General features: G+C 49.1%; 14 protein-coding genes and 1 pseudogene. 13 read left to right on the plus strand and 2 right to left on the minus strand.

Annotated features, from left to right (window positions below; translation table 11 throughout):
• The 3 genes and pseudogenes from HMPREF0372_RS20345 to guaA all read left to right on the plus strand — a co-directional run.
• Positions 1 to 221: pseudogene (locus HMPREF0372_RS20345) on the plus strand (hypothetical protein); the annotation flags it as partial.
• Complete coding sequence (locus tag HMPREF0372_RS08190; protein WP_007490721.1) at positions 218 to 850, plus strand: HAD family hydrolase; 633 nt, start codon at positions 218 to 220, stop codon at positions 848 to 850. The pseudogene HMPREF0372_RS20345 and the gene HMPREF0372_RS08190, both read left to right, overlap by 4 nt.
• 155 nt (positions 851 to 1005) lie before the next feature.
• Positions 1006 to 2547, plus strand: a complete 1542-nt coding sequence (guaA, locus tag HMPREF0372_RS08195; protein WP_024724413.1) for a glutamine-hydrolyzing GMP synthase — start codon at positions 1006 to 1008, stop codon at positions 2545 to 2547.
• A 293-nt stretch (positions 2548 to 2840) separates the two neighbouring features.
• On the opposite strand, the gene HMPREF0372_RS08200 is transcribed toward guaA, so the two are convergent.
• A complete protein-coding gene (locus HMPREF0372_RS08200) occupies positions 2841 to 3329 on the minus strand; it encodes a helix-turn-helix domain-containing protein (RefSeq protein ID WP_007490725.1) in 489 nt (162 codons plus the stop codon).
• A gap of 300 nt (positions 3330 to 3629) precedes the next feature.
• On the opposite strand from HMPREF0372_RS08200, the gene HMPREF0372_RS08205 reads away from it, so the two are divergent.
• The 10 genes from HMPREF0372_RS08205 (at position 3630) to HMPREF0372_RS18715 (ending at position 13555) form a co-directional block, all read left to right on the plus strand.
• Positions 3630 to 3833: a hypothetical protein gene (locus HMPREF0372_RS08205; RefSeq protein WP_002566189.1), complete on the plus strand. Its 204-nt coding sequence runs from the start codon at positions 3630 to 3632 to the stop codon at positions 3831 to 3833.
• 2 nt (positions 3834 to 3835) lie between these two features.
• Entirely contained in the window at positions 3836 to 4918 is a 1083-nt protein-coding gene (locus tag HMPREF0372_RS08210; RefSeq protein WP_007490735.1) for a site-specific integrase, read from the plus strand.
• A gap of 4 nt (positions 4919 to 4922) precedes the next feature.
• Entirely contained in the window at positions 4923 to 5258 is a 336-nt protein-coding gene (locus HMPREF0372_RS08215; RefSeq protein ID WP_002566187.1) for a plasmid mobilization protein, read from the plus strand.
• Positions 5248 to 6438: an AAA family ATPase gene (locus HMPREF0372_RS08220; protein ID WP_007490737.1), complete on the plus strand. Its 1191-nt coding sequence runs from the start codon at positions 5248 to 5250 to the stop codon at positions 6436 to 6438. Before HMPREF0372_RS08215 ends, HMPREF0372_RS08220 begins: the two co-directional genes overlap by 11 nt.
• A gap of 93 nt (positions 6439 to 6531) precedes the next feature.
• Entirely contained in the window at positions 6532 to 6765 is a 234-nt protein-coding gene (locus tag HMPREF0372_RS08225) for a hypothetical protein (RefSeq protein WP_039996956.1), read from the plus strand.
• Positions 6766 to 7424: 659 nt separating this feature from the next.
• Positions 7425 to 7538, plus strand: a complete 114-nt coding sequence (locus HMPREF0372_RS20545; protein ID WP_462100979.1) for a DUF6061 family protein — start codon at positions 7425 to 7427, stop codon at positions 7536 to 7538.
• A gap of 203 nt (positions 7539 to 7741) precedes the next feature.
• Complete coding sequence (locus HMPREF0372_RS08235) at positions 7742 to 7945, plus strand: helix-turn-helix domain-containing protein (protein WP_007490746.1); 204 nt, start codon at positions 7742 to 7744, stop codon at positions 7943 to 7945.
• A 76-nt stretch (positions 7946 to 8021) separates the two neighbouring features.
• Positions 8022 to 10787: a type I restriction endonuclease subunit R gene (locus HMPREF0372_RS08240; RefSeq protein WP_007490748.1), complete on the plus strand. Its 2766-nt coding sequence runs from the start codon at positions 8022 to 8024 to the stop codon at positions 10785 to 10787.
• A gap of 12 nt (positions 10788 to 10799) precedes the next feature.
• Complete coding sequence (locus HMPREF0372_RS08245; protein WP_007490751.1) at positions 10800 to 12368, plus strand: type I restriction-modification system subunit M; 1569 nt, start codon at positions 10800 to 10802, stop codon at positions 12366 to 12368.
• Positions 12369 to 12370: 2 nt separating this feature from the next.
• Positions 12371 to 13555 (plus strand): restriction endonuclease subunit S, encoded by a 1185-nt coding sequence (locus HMPREF0372_RS18715; protein ID WP_050810486.1) that lies wholly within the window; start codon positions 12371 to 12373, stop codon positions 13553 to 13555.
• On the opposite strand, the gene HMPREF0372_RS08255 is transcribed toward HMPREF0372_RS18715, so the two are convergent.
• A partial coding sequence (locus HMPREF0372_RS08255; RefSeq protein ID WP_230979267.1) for a restriction endonuclease subunit S occupies positions 13548 to 14207 on the minus strand: 660 nt, incomplete at its 5' end. The two genes, HMPREF0372_RS18715 and HMPREF0372_RS08255, sit on opposite strands and share 8 nt — an antisense overlap.

The following is a 14207-nucleotide window of genomic DNA, read 5'->3' on the forward strand; positions in this document are numbered from 1 at the left end:
AGCTGGAGGGCAACCCCTACAATCTGCTCTCCTTTCAAACGGAGGCGTACACAAGCTCCGCCGTTTTGACCATCGACCCGGCCCCCGACACCCTGATCCGGGTGTTCCTGGCGTGGAAGGGCCTGGACGCGCCGGTGGAGGTGGAGCCCCAGAAGCTGACCGCGCCGGAGCGCGCTGGCTTCACCGCCGTGGAGTGGGGCGGCGCGGAGGTAGTGCAATGAAGAAGCTGCTGTTGCTGCTTGCGCTCACTTTGCTGGCGGCGGGACTGGCTGGGTGCGGCAATTCCAGTGGAAATGTTGCGGTGCCGGAAAAGCCGGTGCTCTACCTCTACCCGGAGGAGGAGATGGAGGTGACCGTCACTCTGGACTTTGATGGGACGCTGACCTCCACCTATCCTGCGTACGGCGATGGGTGGACAGTGACGGCCCGGCCCGACGGCACCCTCACCAATCCGGCCACGGGGCGGGAGTACTACTGCCTGTTCTGGGAGGGGATCACCGAGGCGGAGTATGACTTTTCCGCCGGCTTCTGCGTGGCAGGGGAGGACACTGCGGCCTTCCTGGAGGACGCCCTGGACAGGCTGGGCCTGACCGAGCGGGAGGCTGACGAATTCATCATCTACTGGCTGCCAAAGCTGGAGGGCAACCCCTACAATCTGCTCTCCTTCCAGACCGAGGCCTACACCGACTCCGCCGGGCTGACCATCGACCCGGCCCCCGATACCCTGATCCGGGTGTTCCTGGCGTGGAAGGGGCTGGACGCGCCGGTGGAGGTGGAGCCCCAGACGTTAACCGCGCCGGAGCGCGCCGGCTTCACCGCCGTGGAGTGGGGCGGCGCGGAAGTGGATTGAAGACTGCGCTGAAAAGCCGCCGGACCTGACCGGGTCCGGCGGCTTTTTTACGGAATGCTTGCGCTTTAGGCCGGAATATGGTATCCTAAACTGTAAAAATATCGCCGGGCCTATGGGCATGGCGTGAGAGAAAACGAGAGAAAGAAGGCAAGATGATGTCCCATCAGACCGTGATTGTCCTGGATTTCGGCGGCCAGTACAACCAGCTCATCGCCCGCCGGGTGCGCGAGTGCGGCGTCTATTGCGAGGTCAAGCCCTACACGACCCCGCTGGAGCAACTCCGCGCTATGGAGCCCATCGGCTTCATCTTCACTGGCGGCCCCAACTCCGTCTATGAGGCGGGCGCGCCCAAGGCTGATCCGGCCATCTTTGAGCTGGGTGTGCCGGTGCTGGGCATCTGCTATGGCTGCCAGTTCATGGCCCACGCCCTGGGCGGCCAGGTCACCGAGGCCCACGAGGACACCGCCCGGGAGTACGGCAAGACCGAGACCTATTACGACACCGCCTGCAAGCTCTTCAAAGGCCTGCCGGAGCAGGGCATCTCCTGGATGAGCCACGGGGACTACATGGCCAAGGTGCCCGAGGGCTTCGCCCTCACCGCCCACTCTGACGCCTGCCCCAACGTGGCCATTGCCGACGAGAAGCGGGGCCTCTACGGGGTGCAGTACCACCCGGAGGTCAATCACACCGAGCACGGCGTGGACATGATCCGCAACTTCCTCTATGAGGTCTGCGGCGCCAAGGGCGACTGGACCATGGGCGACTACAAGGAGAGCTCCATCAAGGCCATCCGGGAGAAGGTGGGCGGCGGCAAGGTGTTGCTGGCTCTGTCCGGCGGCGTGGATTCCTCCGTGGCCGCCGCACTGCTGGCCGAGGCGGTGGGCAGCCAGCTCACCTGTGTGTTCGTGGACCACGGCCTGATGCGCAAGAACGAGGGCGACGAGGTGGAGACCGCCTTCTCCAAGTGGGACATCCACTTCGTCCGGGTGGACGCTGAGGCCCGCTTCCTGGAGAAGCTCTCCGGCGTCAGCGAGCCGGAGCGCAAGCGCAAAATCATCGGCGAGGAGTTCATCCGCGTCTTTGAGGAGGAGGCCAAGAAGATCGGCCGGGTGGACTATCTGGTGCAGGGCACCATCTACCCCGACGTGATCGAGTCCGGCGCCGGCGACGCCGCCGTGATCAAGAGCCACCACAACGTGGGCGGCCTGCCCGACTATGTGGACTTCAAGGAGATCATCGAGCCCCTGCGCCTGCTCTTCAAGGACGAGGTGCGGCAGTTAGGCCGCGAGCTGGGCCTGCCTGAATACCTGGTCATGCGCCAGCCCTTCCCCGGTCCCGGCCTGGCCATCCGGGTCATCGGCGATCTGACCAAGGAGAAGCTGGACACCCTCCGGGATGCCGACGCCATCTACCGGGAGGAGATCACCGCCGCCGGCGAGGACAAGAACATCAACCAGTACTTTGCCGTCCTCACCAATACCCGCTCCGTGGGCGTCATGGGCGACGGCCGCACCTACGATTACACCCTGGCGCTCCGCGCCGTCACCACCAGCGACTTCATGACTGCCGACTGGGCCCGTATCCCCTACGATGTGCTGGACAAGATCTCCACCCGCATCGTCAACGAGGTGAAGGGCATCAATCGTATCGTCTACGATATCACCTCCAAGCCCCCCGCCACCATCGAGTGGGAATAAGCAAAAAGCGGATATGAGGGCCCGCAAAGGCGCATAAACACTGGGTTTTTGATTTTCAAATTCCCCATTTGATAGCAGATTGATAGCACTCGTCAAATCCCGATTTATTGAGTTTGAAAAGAAAAATCGGGTGGCTTGCGAGTAGCCTAAAAATCCTCATCTTTTTATTCATAAGTAAAAGGTCTAACTGATTTTTGTTGATCAGTTAGACCTTTTTTATTTTGCTCTCATTTATCTGAATTATCTGTTTTTGTGCAACAAATGACCTTTCCTGTGGCCTACAAGTGAGGGGGTTAGATCAGATCCTCCGGCGGCACCTTGGCGCGGATCTGGCTGCTGTCGTACTCCGGGTAGTGGTAACGCCAGCGGTCATAGTCCTCCTGGGAGATCTCTCCGGCCTCCAACTTGGCGGCCTGTTCCCACCAGGTCCATAGCATCTCGTGCAGTCGGGCGGCGTCCTTGTTCTTCCGAACATCGACCTTCAAGCAGACCTCTCCGTCCATCTCACCGATCTTGAGCCCATAGTTATCCTCAAGGGTGAACAAGGTGTGCATCAGCCCTACATAGGAGTCTATATCCGGGACAGAGAGTGCATGAGGCGAGACATCCAGCACCTCAGCCAGAGCAGTTGTCAGGTCTGCCTTAGGGGTTCTTGATCCGGTTTCGTACTGTGCAAGGCGCACATCAGCAGACTTCTCCGGGAAGCCCAGTGACATGCCAAGATATTTTTGTGTCATCCCCCGCAGGAGACGGAAAAAGTGAATTCGTTCACCAATCGCCATATCATCAACTCCAATCTATGATTGTCCTTATTTGAAACATAGCATATTTGCTTAGTTTTGTCAAGGCAATCTAAACAAATTTATTTAATAATATTTCTTTCAAAACACTTGAACTAAACTTATATGTATAGTATTATAAAAACACTAAGCTAATAAGTTTAGATAATATAGAGAATCAAATGGACCATCAGATTTTTGGTTGCGAAACCGAGAAAAAGTGGCAGTAGAGAGTAAGGAGGTCTTTATGAAAAATAAAATTAGCAGGCAGAAACGATCAACAAAGAAAGGAAGGTATTTATTATGGCTAATCAGATTTTTATGCGTGTCAACGAAGTGGCAGAGGAGTTGGGGATCTCCATCCCCTTTGCCTATAGGATCATTCGACAGATGAATGAGGAACTGGCTAAAACCGGCTGCATCACCATTGCCGGGCGAATTGACCGAAAGTTTTTCCACGAGAAATTCTATGGTACAAGATCTGAGACAGAAAGGAAGGAGAAATAATTATGGCAGCGTTCAAAAATAAGGACAATGGCACCTGGTATGTTCAATTCCGCTACACCGATTGGAAGGGTGAACGCCAGCAGAAGCTCAAGCGCGGCTTTGCCACCAAGCGAGAAGCGCTGGAATGGGAACGGGAGTTCCTGATGGAAAAACAGGCTGATGTGAACATGACCTTTGAGAGTTTCGTTGCTCTCTATGAAAAGGATATTAAACCCAAGCTGAAACTCAATACCTGGCTCACCAAGGAGAGTATCATCAAGAAAAAGATCCTCCCCTATTTTGCAAATCGAAAACTTTCGGAGATCACGGCAAAGGACATTATCCGTTGGCAAAATGAAATCCGGGAGTTGAGGGACTGCCACGGCAAACCTCTGTCGAAAACTTACCTGAAGACAGTTCACAATCAACTTAGTGCCATTTTCAACCATGCTGCCCGGTTTTATGGCCTGAACCTCAACCCAGCCCGGCAGGCAGGAAACATGGGAGCGGAGGAACGAAAGGAGATGCTGTTCTGGACCCGAGAGGAGTACACCAGATTTTCCGAAGCTATGATGGACAAGCCGTTGTCCTTCTACGCCTTTGAGGTATTGTACTGGTGCGGTGTCCGTGAGGGAGAGCTGCTGGCCCTGACCCCGGAAGATTTTGACTTTGAAAAGCGCACCGTCACCATCAATAAGTCTTACCAGCGGCTCAATAAGCAGGATGTGATCACTACGCCTAAAACACCCAAGAGTAACCGCGTGATCCAGATGCCGCAGTTTCTCTGTGATGAACTCCAGGACTACCTCAAGCAGCTCTATGGAGTGGAGCCGGACAGTCGGATGTTTCCCATCAGCAAAAGCTATCTCCACCGAGAAATGGACCGTGGCTGTAAGCAAACTGGGGTAAAACGCATTCGCATACACGATTTGAGGCATAGCCACATCAGTTTGTTGATCGACATGGGCTTTACTGCCTTGGCTATTGCAGAGCGTGTGGGACATGAGAGTATCGACATCACCTACCGATACGCTCACCTGTTCCCCACCCGACAGGTGGAAATGGCTGACAAGTTGGATTTGCTGAAAAATGAGAAGGGAGTGTAAGAAAATGTCTAAGAAGAACTATGACAACCACAACCGCTGGAGAAACAAGACGGTAGCTTTCCGAGTGTCGGCGGAAGAGGATCTCCAACTGGAAACCCTGGTGAAACTCACCGGCCTGACCAAGCAGGATTACATTATTCGTCGGCTATTGGAACGAGATGTGGTGGTGCAGGGCAACCCAAAGGTTTACAAAGCCCTGCGGGATCAGTTGTCTGCCGTGCTGGACGAGCTGCGCCGAATCGAAGCCGGACAGGGCGTGAGCGACGAGCTGCTGGACACGATCCAAATGATTACAACCATTATGAACGGGATGCAGGAGGAATTCGCCTATGATCGATGAGAAAAAGAAAATGACCGCCCAGGGTTCATCTGTTGGCGCAGATGATGGGCAGTCAATCTCAAAAAACTCTGAAAATAGTATACCCACTTCCGGACAAAAAAGCAACGATGAAATTGTAAATTCCCAGGACAGTCTGGAAGAAATGTACCGCAAGATACAGCGTATGACAGACCCTCGATACCTGCATACACTCACAATGACAGAGCTGTTCCAAACCACCTATAAGAGTAGGCCTCCGGTGGTGGAAGGCCTGCTTTACGCAGGGGCATATATCCTTGCCGGAGCGCCCAAAATCGGCAAGTCCTTCTTGGTGGCTCAGATTGCCTACCATGTCAGTACCGGGCGGGACTTGTGGGGTTACAAGGTCCATCAGGGGACGGTGCTTTACCTTGCGCTGGAAGATGATTTTCAGCGTATCCAGAGCCGGATGTTTATGATGTACGGCGTGAACGATACCCCCAACCTCCACTTCGCCACCGCCGCCGGAAAGATTGGGAATGGGTTGGATGAACAGCTGAAGAATTTCGTGCAGGAGCACCCGGACACCAATCTCATCATCATTGACACCATGCAGAAGATCCGTGAGGTAGGCGGTGAAGCGTACAGTTATGCCAGCGACTATGAGATCATCGGCAGAATCAAGCAGTTTGCTGATCAGCATGGGATCTGTGTTCTGACCGTCCACCACACCCGGAAGCAGCAGGCAGACGATTCCTTTGAGACGATTTCCGGCACCACTGGGCTGCTGGGCTGTGCGGATGGTTCTCTGCTGATGCAGAAGAAAAAACGCACGGAGTTGGACGCCACCATCAAGGTGGTGGGGCGGGATCAGCCGGATCAGATCCTCTACTTGAAGAAGGACCCGCAGACCCAGATTTGGAATCTGGAACGCATGGAAAACGAGCTGTATAAAGAACCGCCGGACCCAGTGCTGAATGCGGTTTCAAAGTTGGTTTCCCTTGAGTGCCGGGAATGGATCGGCTCTCCATCCGAACTGGCTGAAGCCATCCAAACGGGAATGGCTTCCAATGCCCTTACCAAGTACCTGAATGTCAAGGCAGGCAGGCTTCTGGAGGAATATCATGTTGGCTATGAAAATAAGGCCAAACATTCCGGTCGTCAAGTGAAATTGACCTATATGCTGGTAGAGCCAACCGCCTGTGAAGTAATCGAAGAATAAGGGGCGCGACGATAGCGACGGTCGCGACGGTGAAAATGATACCGTCAAAAACACCGTCGCTATCGTCGCAACCGTCGCGGAAAGGAAATGAATATGAAAAGTGTACAAATTTCCTATGACCTTTTTGTAGCTTTGGTGGAGTATCATCTGGCCTATGACGATGATTATGCGGAGGAAATTCATCAGGGGTTAGAGCAAAAGTTGGATGCGATGGTGCGGCATGAACTATATGCAAAATATAAGACTGCGCCCACCGCAGAAGAACGGGAGCAGGCTCGGCAGGCATACCTGGATAAGCGTGAAGTGTTCCCGGATTTTCGATGGTAAGATAAGCTTCCGTTTAGACTAATTTCACCGATGAGATTAGCACAAAAGTTTTCTCTATATTTGTAAGAACAGGAGCGTGGCACGCTCCTGTTTTTTCCTGGCAAAAGGAATGGCTGACGGCAGTTTGGGCAAAGAAATTCCGCTAAAAAGTATCTCGGATGAGGTGGTGTTTTGCCACCCCATTATCCCAAAAGGTACCCCATTTTAGGGTGCCCCAAAATCACCATAGTATGTCGCGTTTCACGACACACCATGCAAAAAAGCAGAACACAGGATGCGGAGTAAAAGAGAACGATAGGTAGGCATTTTGCCCACACATCTATCGAGGGCTACTGTGTTTTACGGCAGCCATCAGGCAATAAGGGGGGAACGATTTGTTCCAGGGCATCTGAAAGGGAACGGCGCTTTGGCGTACCCTTTGAAAGCGTTCGCAGAACGCGCAGCCACAGAATGAAATTCTGTGTTCAAGAGGGGCTTGGGGGCGCTGCCCTCAACAAGCAGACGGCAGGAAATGTGAGTGTGTATTAACACTCGCATTGCTTGCCGGATTTGTGTGTGGATAGCCACACGCATTGCTTGCCAGATTCTAAAATTAACGAAACAGACCTTGTGCCTCTGCGGAAAATCAACCGAAATTTAAGCATCAGGAGATAACGACTATGAGAAAGATTTTGTCCTGTGAGTTCAACCTGGACACCGCCTGCGTGGAGCTGCGCCTGGATGATGGGATACTGATTTCCATCGACTGCACCGCAGGGAAATCAATACTGTGAACTATATAGATTTTCATGTGTACCGGAGCAATAAGCAAGCTTATCATCAGATGAGCCAAGTTTGGTCAGGGGAAATTTATTTTTGAATACGCAGTCACTTTTTCGAATTATATTACAGCGATAACAAACACAATGTTTGAGTTTTTGACAAAACAATGCTATACTGTGAGTAGTTGTGATTTTCCTTGAATGGAGGCATAGGAATGAAGGTAAGCTACAAAAAGCTTTGGAAAATACTGATTGATCAAGATATGAAAAAAAGAGATTTAGAAAAGGCCGCCGGGATTAGTCATTATACTATCAATAAATTAAATCATGGCGACAATGTAACTACGGATGTCTTAGGAAAAATCTGCATGGCATTAAATTGCACAATAGATGACATCATGGAATTTGTTGACGAATAAGTCTGAAAATAAAAAACGGGCTTTCTTAAAAAGCAATCTTTTTTATAAAAAATCCTCAAGTATAGGAGATGAAGATATGGCATACCAAAGTGAAGCAGCCCTTGAACAGCAGTTCATAGAACAGCTCAATAAGCAGGGCTACACCAGCGTCTCTATACCAAACTATGACGCTCTGGTAGAGAACTTCAAAATACAGTTTGCAGCCTTCAATGCTGCGAAACTCGACCACCCTTTGACATCTAAGGAATGGGAGCGAGTGTTCAACATTATGCTTGGAAAATCTGTTTTCCAGAGCGCAAAAATACTTAGAGATAAGTTCGTGCTGGAGCGTGAGGACGGAACGAAAGTGTACCTCTCCTTCTTCGATGCCGACCACACAAAGAACATTTTTCAAGTAACAAACCAGACAACCGTTGTTGGGAAGTATGTCAATCGTTATGATGTGACGATCCTTGTCAATGGGCTTCCTCTCATTCAAGTGGAGTTGAAGCGGCGTGGCATAGATATTCGAGAAGCTGTCAACCAAGTGATGCGCTATAAAAAGCATTCTTACAATGGACTGTACCACTTCATTCAGCTTTTCGTTGTGTCCAATGGCGTTGATACAAAATACTTTGCCAACTCCGACAGAGATATGCTTCACAGTCTTGCCTTCTTTTGGACGGACTTCAACAATGTGCGTATCACCAATCTGAAAGAGTTCTCTATCTCCTTCCTTGCCAGAGACCATATTATCAAGATGCTGACGAGATACACCATCTTGAATGACACGGACAAGCTGCTCATGGTGATGCGTCCCTATCAGGTGTATGCGGTAGAGGCTCTTGTCCGGCAAGCCACGCTCACAAACCGCAACGCCTATGTTTGGCATACAACCGGCGCAGGAAAGACGCTGACATCTTTTAAGACGGCACAAATCCTCGCAGCCAACCCCAATATCAAAAAGGTTATCTTCCTTGTTGACCGGAAGGACTTGGACTCCCAAACCACAGAAGAGTTCAACAAATTTGAAGCCGGTTCTGTTGATGCTACTGATAAAACTGATGTCCTTGTAAAACAGATGCAGGACAAAAACCGGCAGCTCATTGTCACAACGATGCAGAAGATGGCGAATGCCGTGAAGCGTCCTCAATACGCAAAAGTTATGGATGCCTATAAGGACGAGAAAGTTGTCTTCATCATTGACGAGTGTCACCGCAGTCAGTTTGGTGATATGCACAAGGACATTGTTCGGCATTTCCAGAAGGCACAATTCTTCGGCTTTACCGGCACACCTCGTTTTGAGGTCAACGGAAAGACGGAGGGAAAAATCACACAGACCACAGAAATGCTCTTCGGAGAATGCGTACATAACTATCTCATCAAGGATGCTATCTTCGACAACAATGTTCTTGGCTTCCATATTGAGTACATCAAGACGATGGAGGGTGATTTCGACTGGGACGATCCCACAATGGCAGATGGGATTGATGTAGGCGAACTCTATATGTCCGAGGAACGGATGTCGATGATTGCAAACCACATTGTCCAAAACCATAAAGCGAAGACAAGAAACGGTCAATACACCGCCATCTTTGCTGTCTCTTCGATTGAAGCTCTGGTCAAATACTATGACATCTTCAAGAAAATCAATCATGACCTGAACATCAGCGGTATCTTCTCCTATGGACAGAACGAAGAAGCAGAAGGTAAAGATGAGCATAGTCGGGACGCTCTGGAACGGATCATCAAAGACTATAACGAGATGTACAGCACCAATTTCTCGACGGACACCTTCTCTGCCTATCACAAGGATATTTCAGACCGTGTAAAGGGAAAGAAAACCAAGTCCCTTGACATCCTTCTTGTAGTAAATATGTTCCTGACCGGCTTTGACAGCAAGCAGCTGTCCGTCCTCTATGTGGACAAAGATTTGAAATATCATGACCTACTGCAAGCCTACTCACGGACCAACCGTGTTGAAAAGGAAACGAAACCCTTTGGTATTATCATCTGCTACCGTAATCTGAAAAAGAGGACAGATGACGCTCTTACCCTATTTTCTCAGAGCCACGATACTTCTGGCATTGTTGTTCCCGACTATCCCTATTTCGTCGAGAAGTACAATGAAATGGTTACTCGCTTGAAAGAAATTGCTCAGACTCCAGCAGATATTGACACCATGCAGAACGAGGATGACCAGAAGCTTTTCGTTGAGACATTCCGTGAGCTGACCAAATATTTGCAATCACTTCAAACTTTCATTGAGTTCAGCTTCGACCAAGACTCTCTCATCATGAGCGAGCAGGAATATCAAGACTATAAGAGCAAGTATCTAATGCTTTACGCAAAGCAAAAGAAAGAGCGTGAAGTTGTTTCCGTCCTGAACGATGTGGATTTCTGCATTGAGCTGATGGAAAGTGACCGAATCAATGTTGCTTATATCATGAACCTTATCCGCAACATTCACTTCGATGATGCCAAACAGAAGGATTATGATATTAAGCATATCAAGGAAGAACTGGGGAGAACTGATAATCCCCAGTTGCTCCGCAAGGTGGAGATTCTGCAAGCCTTTTTGGATCGTGTTGTTGTGGGGCTGGAAAGCGCAGATGAGATCGATGCTGCCTACAATGACTTTGAAAATGAGGCAAAGCGTGAAGAAATTGTCGCCTTTGCTCATACAGAAGAAATTGATCCAACTATGCTAACCGACTTCATCTCGGAATATGAGTTTTCCGGCACAATGGATGCCGGTAATATTCGTGACCGTATCGAAAAACCAATGCCGCTGCTGAAAAAACGCTCTCTGGTGAACAGAATTGTAGACTTTATCCGGCAGCACACCGAAAAATTTCAATAAGGAGAATGTAAAATGGACAACAGTATTCAGGCGCACCAGAAGGAGCTTTGCAATAAACTTTGGGCGATGGCAAACGCGCTCCGGGGTAATATGGAGGCGTATGAGTTTAAGAACTACATCTTGGGCATGATTTTCTACTACTATCTGTCTGACCGTACAGAGAAGTACATGGCGAATCTTCTGAAAGACGATGGCATCAGCTATGAAGACGCATGGGCTGATGAGGAATACAAGGAAGCCGTTGTAGAAGAGGCTCTGCGTGATCTGGGCTTTATCATAGAACCGCAATTCCTGTTCCGCAAGATGGTCAAGATGGTTGAAAACCGTTCTTTCGACATTGAGTTCTTGCAGAAAGCAATCAACGCCCTTATGGAGTCTACTCTTGGCAACGATTCTCAAGAGGACTTCGACGGGTTGTTCTCTGATATGCAGCTCGACTCTACGAAACTGGGGCATACCGTCAAAGACAGAAGTGCTGTCATGGCAAAAATCATTGCCTCTCTGGACGAAATCAACTTCGGAGTAGAAGACACAAAGATTGATGTTCTTGGCAATGCCTATGAGTATCTGATCGGGCAATTCGCTGCAACAGCCGGTAAGAAGGCTGGCGAGTTCTACACTCCTTCAGGTCCTGCCGAGCTGCTGTGCCGTTTGGCTTGTCTTGGACTAACGGATGTCAAGGACGCAGCCGATCCCACTTGCGGTTCTGGCTCTCTCCTGCTGCGCCTCAAAAACTATGCAAATGTGCGCAACTACTATGGTCAGGAGCTTACTTCCACAACCTACAACCTTGCCCGAATGAATATGATCCTCCGTGGCATTCCTTACCGCAATTTCAATATCTACAACGGTGACACTTTGGAGCATGACTACTTCGGTGACATGAAGTTCCGTGTTCAGGTTGCCAATCCTCCGTATTCTGCAAAGTGGTCTGGCGATTTGAGCTTCATGGAAGATCCCCGGTTCAACGAATACGGCAAGCTTGCCCCGAAAAGCAAGGCTGACTTTGCTTTTGTGCAGCATATGGTACATCACATGGACGAGGACGGACGAGCTGTTGTGCTGCTTCCTCATGGCGTTCTGTTCCGTGGTGCTGCGGAAGAAGTGATCCGCAAACACCTTATCCAGAAGTTGAATGTGCTGGATGCCGTGATCGGTCTCCCTGCCAATCTCTTCTTCGGCACAGGCATTCCGGTGTGTGTCCTTGTTCTCAAGAGAGAGCGCAACGGCAATTCCGACAACATTCTGTTCATTGATGCTTCCAATGATTTTGAAGCTGGCAAGAACCAGAATATTCTCCGTGAGTGCGACATTGATAAGATCGTCGAGACCTATGAGCGCCGTGAAGATGCGGACAAGTATGCTCATGTTGCAACCATGCAGGAGATTGAAGAGAACGGTTTCAACCTCAATATTCCTCGATATGTTGATACCTTTGAGCCGGAAGAAGAAATTGACCTGAACGAAGTAGCTGCGGAAATCCGCAAGCTGCAAAGTGAAATCAAGGACATTGATGCAGAGCTGAAACCGTTTTTTGACGAACTGGGACTTGATTTCCCGTTTGAAGTGGAGGGCAAATAATTATGGCAAATGTATCCTCAAGTAACGGTCTCGAAAAGCGTCCGAAACTTCGCTTTCCGGGCTTTGACGAGCCGTGGGAGATATGCACAGCGGAGGAATTGTTCCAGAATGTGACAGATAAAAACCATCCCGATGAAACCGTCCTTACCATAGTTCAAGGCAAGGGAACGCTACCCAGAGAACAAGCCGGACGCAATATACACTATGATGACGCTTCATTGTCGAATTACAAAATGGTTCAGAAAGGCGATTTTATTATTCATCTGCGCTCCTTTGAAGGCGGTTTGGAAATGGCAAACGAAAACGGGATTGTAAGCCCTGCGTACACGATACTCCGTGGAAAGAAACCACATTCAAGCCGATTTTATGAAGCATATTTTCACACAGACGAGTTCGTAAACCATGTTCTCTCAAAATCAGTGGAAGGTATCAGAGACGGAAGACAAATAAGTTACGATGCCTTCAAGTGGCTCGGTCTTCCGTACTGCTCTCCAAGCGAACAAGCTAAAATAGCAGAGCTATTTTCTGTGCTGACGAAAAGAATAGAGAAACAGACTGTGCTGGTGGACTCCCTCAAGAAGTATAAAAGAGGTGCGCTAAAAGCGGTATTTAATCAACAAGCTTCTTTTGTGAGTGAATCTCAGAAATGGGATGAATATACAATGAGAGATCTCATCTCGCTGCAATCTGGACAAGACTTTGCCCCTGCTGAATACAATGATCAAGGATTAGGTATTCCGTATATGACAGGAGCCAGTTGTATTGTTAATGGAGAAACAGTGGTAAGTAGATGGACGCAGACACCCCGATGTTATGCGTACAGAGGTGACACGCTACTCGTTTGTAAAGGCTCTGGTTCGGGAGCTGTGGTGAAGTTATCGCAAGAAAAAGTACATATAGCAAGACAGTTTATGTCCTTGCGTCCCAATGAAAAAATGACAAGTGACTTCTGCTACTACCTGACAGTTTTCTTGTCGGATAAAATCAAGCAGAATGCTACAGGGCTAATTGAAGGCATAGATCGTGGGACGGTTCTCAATCAAACGGTTTTTCTGCCACCCTTACATGAACAGAAGAAAATTGCCAGCTTTTTCTCAAAACTCGATTTTGCATTGTCTTCTCAAGAAAGATTGTTGGATAAGATTATGAGCGTGAGAATGGGACTTATGCAGCAGCTCTTTATATAAAGAGCTGCTGTGAAAATCCATTTTTAATCGCCTTGAGCCGATCTAATATTGCCTCTGCCTTCTTTAGTTTAGTGTCCAAACAAAGCAGATATTCAGCAATATGCTTCTGCTCTTCGATAGGAGGATATGGAACGACTATGTTCCAAAAAGTTTCCATATTGATTGACTTGCCATCTCTTATACCCTCAACTGCAATTCTAAGCTTATTGCTTATGAACCAATAGGATCGGAAATAGGCATAGTAAAACAAAGGTATAATCTGTTCTTTAGCTCTAAGTATGGTATATGCCGGACTCACAATTCCTTCACTATTCGCTATTTCTAAGCCTCCCTCAAAAGAGCGTAAATGAAGTATAAAATCGTTTTCCAATACCCTCTTATAAGTGTTTGTGTTTGATTTGTCATAGGAAATCCTGCGTTCCACACTCTCACGGGGTTGCGTTCCAACACCTTGTACAATAGTGAGAACTGTGAGATTATCATACCCCTTTTCGCTGATAGGCGAAAACAGCTCAGATATTTTCATCTCCCTCCAAGATGATGTTGTCTGGAAGTGTAGTTTTCTTGAAAGAAGACCATCAATAGCACCTCTTTTATACTTCTGACTAAGTACGCAGAAAAGGGTAGTGTCAAGGAATTTTCGCAAAATGGT

It is taken from the genome of Flavonifractor plautii ATCC 29863 (genome assembly GCF_000239295.1).
GTDB classification, from domain to species: Bacteria; Bacillota; Clostridia; order Oscillospirales; family Oscillospiraceae; genus Flavonifractor; species Flavonifractor plautii.

Bases quoted from the DNA above. Each gene is read 5' to 3' on its own strand.
- guaA (WP_024724413.1), top strand. From the start codon at position 1,006: ATGTCCCATCAGACCGTGATTGTCCTGGATTTCGGCGGCCAGTACAAC.
- HMPREF0372_RS08215 (WP_002566187.1), top strand. From the start codon at position 4,923: ATGTCTAAGAAGAACTATGACAACCACAACCGCTGGAGAAACAAGACG.
- HMPREF0372_RS18715 (WP_050810486.1), top strand. From the start codon at position 12,371: ATGGCAAATGTATCCTCAAGTAACGGTCTCGAAAAGCGTCCGAAACTT.
- HMPREF0372_RS20545 (WP_462100979.1), top strand. From the start codon at position 7,425: ATGAGAAAGATTTTGTCCTGTGAGTTCAACCTGGACACCGCCTGCGTG.
- HMPREF0372_RS08245 (WP_007490751.1), top strand. From the start codon at position 10,800: ATGGACAACAGTATTCAGGCGCACCAGAAGGAGCTTTGCAATAAACTT.
- HMPREF0372_RS08190 (WP_007490721.1), top strand. From the start codon at position 218: ATGAAGAAGCTGCTGTTGCTGCTTGCGCTCACTTTGCTGGCGGCGGGA.
- HMPREF0372_RS08200 (WP_007490725.1), bottom strand. From the start codon at position 3,329: ATGGCGATTGGTGAACGAATTCACTTTTTCCGTCTCCTGCGGGGGATG.
- HMPREF0372_RS08235 (WP_007490746.1), top strand. From the start codon at position 7,742: ATGAAGGTAAGCTACAAAAAGCTTTGGAAAATACTGATTGATCAAGAT.
- HMPREF0372_RS08220 (WP_007490737.1), top strand. From the start codon at position 5,248: ATGATCGATGAGAAAAAGAAAATGACCGCCCAGGGTTCATCTGTTGGC.
- HMPREF0372_RS08240 (WP_007490748.1), top strand. From the start codon at position 8,022: ATGGCATACCAAAGTGAAGCAGCCCTTGAACAGCAGTTCATAGAACAG.
- HMPREF0372_RS08210 (WP_007490735.1), top strand. From the start codon at position 3,836: ATGGCAGCGTTCAAAAATAAGGACAATGGCACCTGGTATGTTCAATTC.
- HMPREF0372_RS08205 (WP_002566189.1), top strand. From the start codon at position 3,630: ATGGCTAATCAGATTTTTATGCGTGTCAACGAAGTGGCAGAGGAGTTG.
- HMPREF0372_RS08225 (WP_039996956.1), top strand. From the start codon at position 6,532: ATGAAAAGTGTACAAATTTCCTATGACCTTTTTGTAGCTTTGGTGGAG.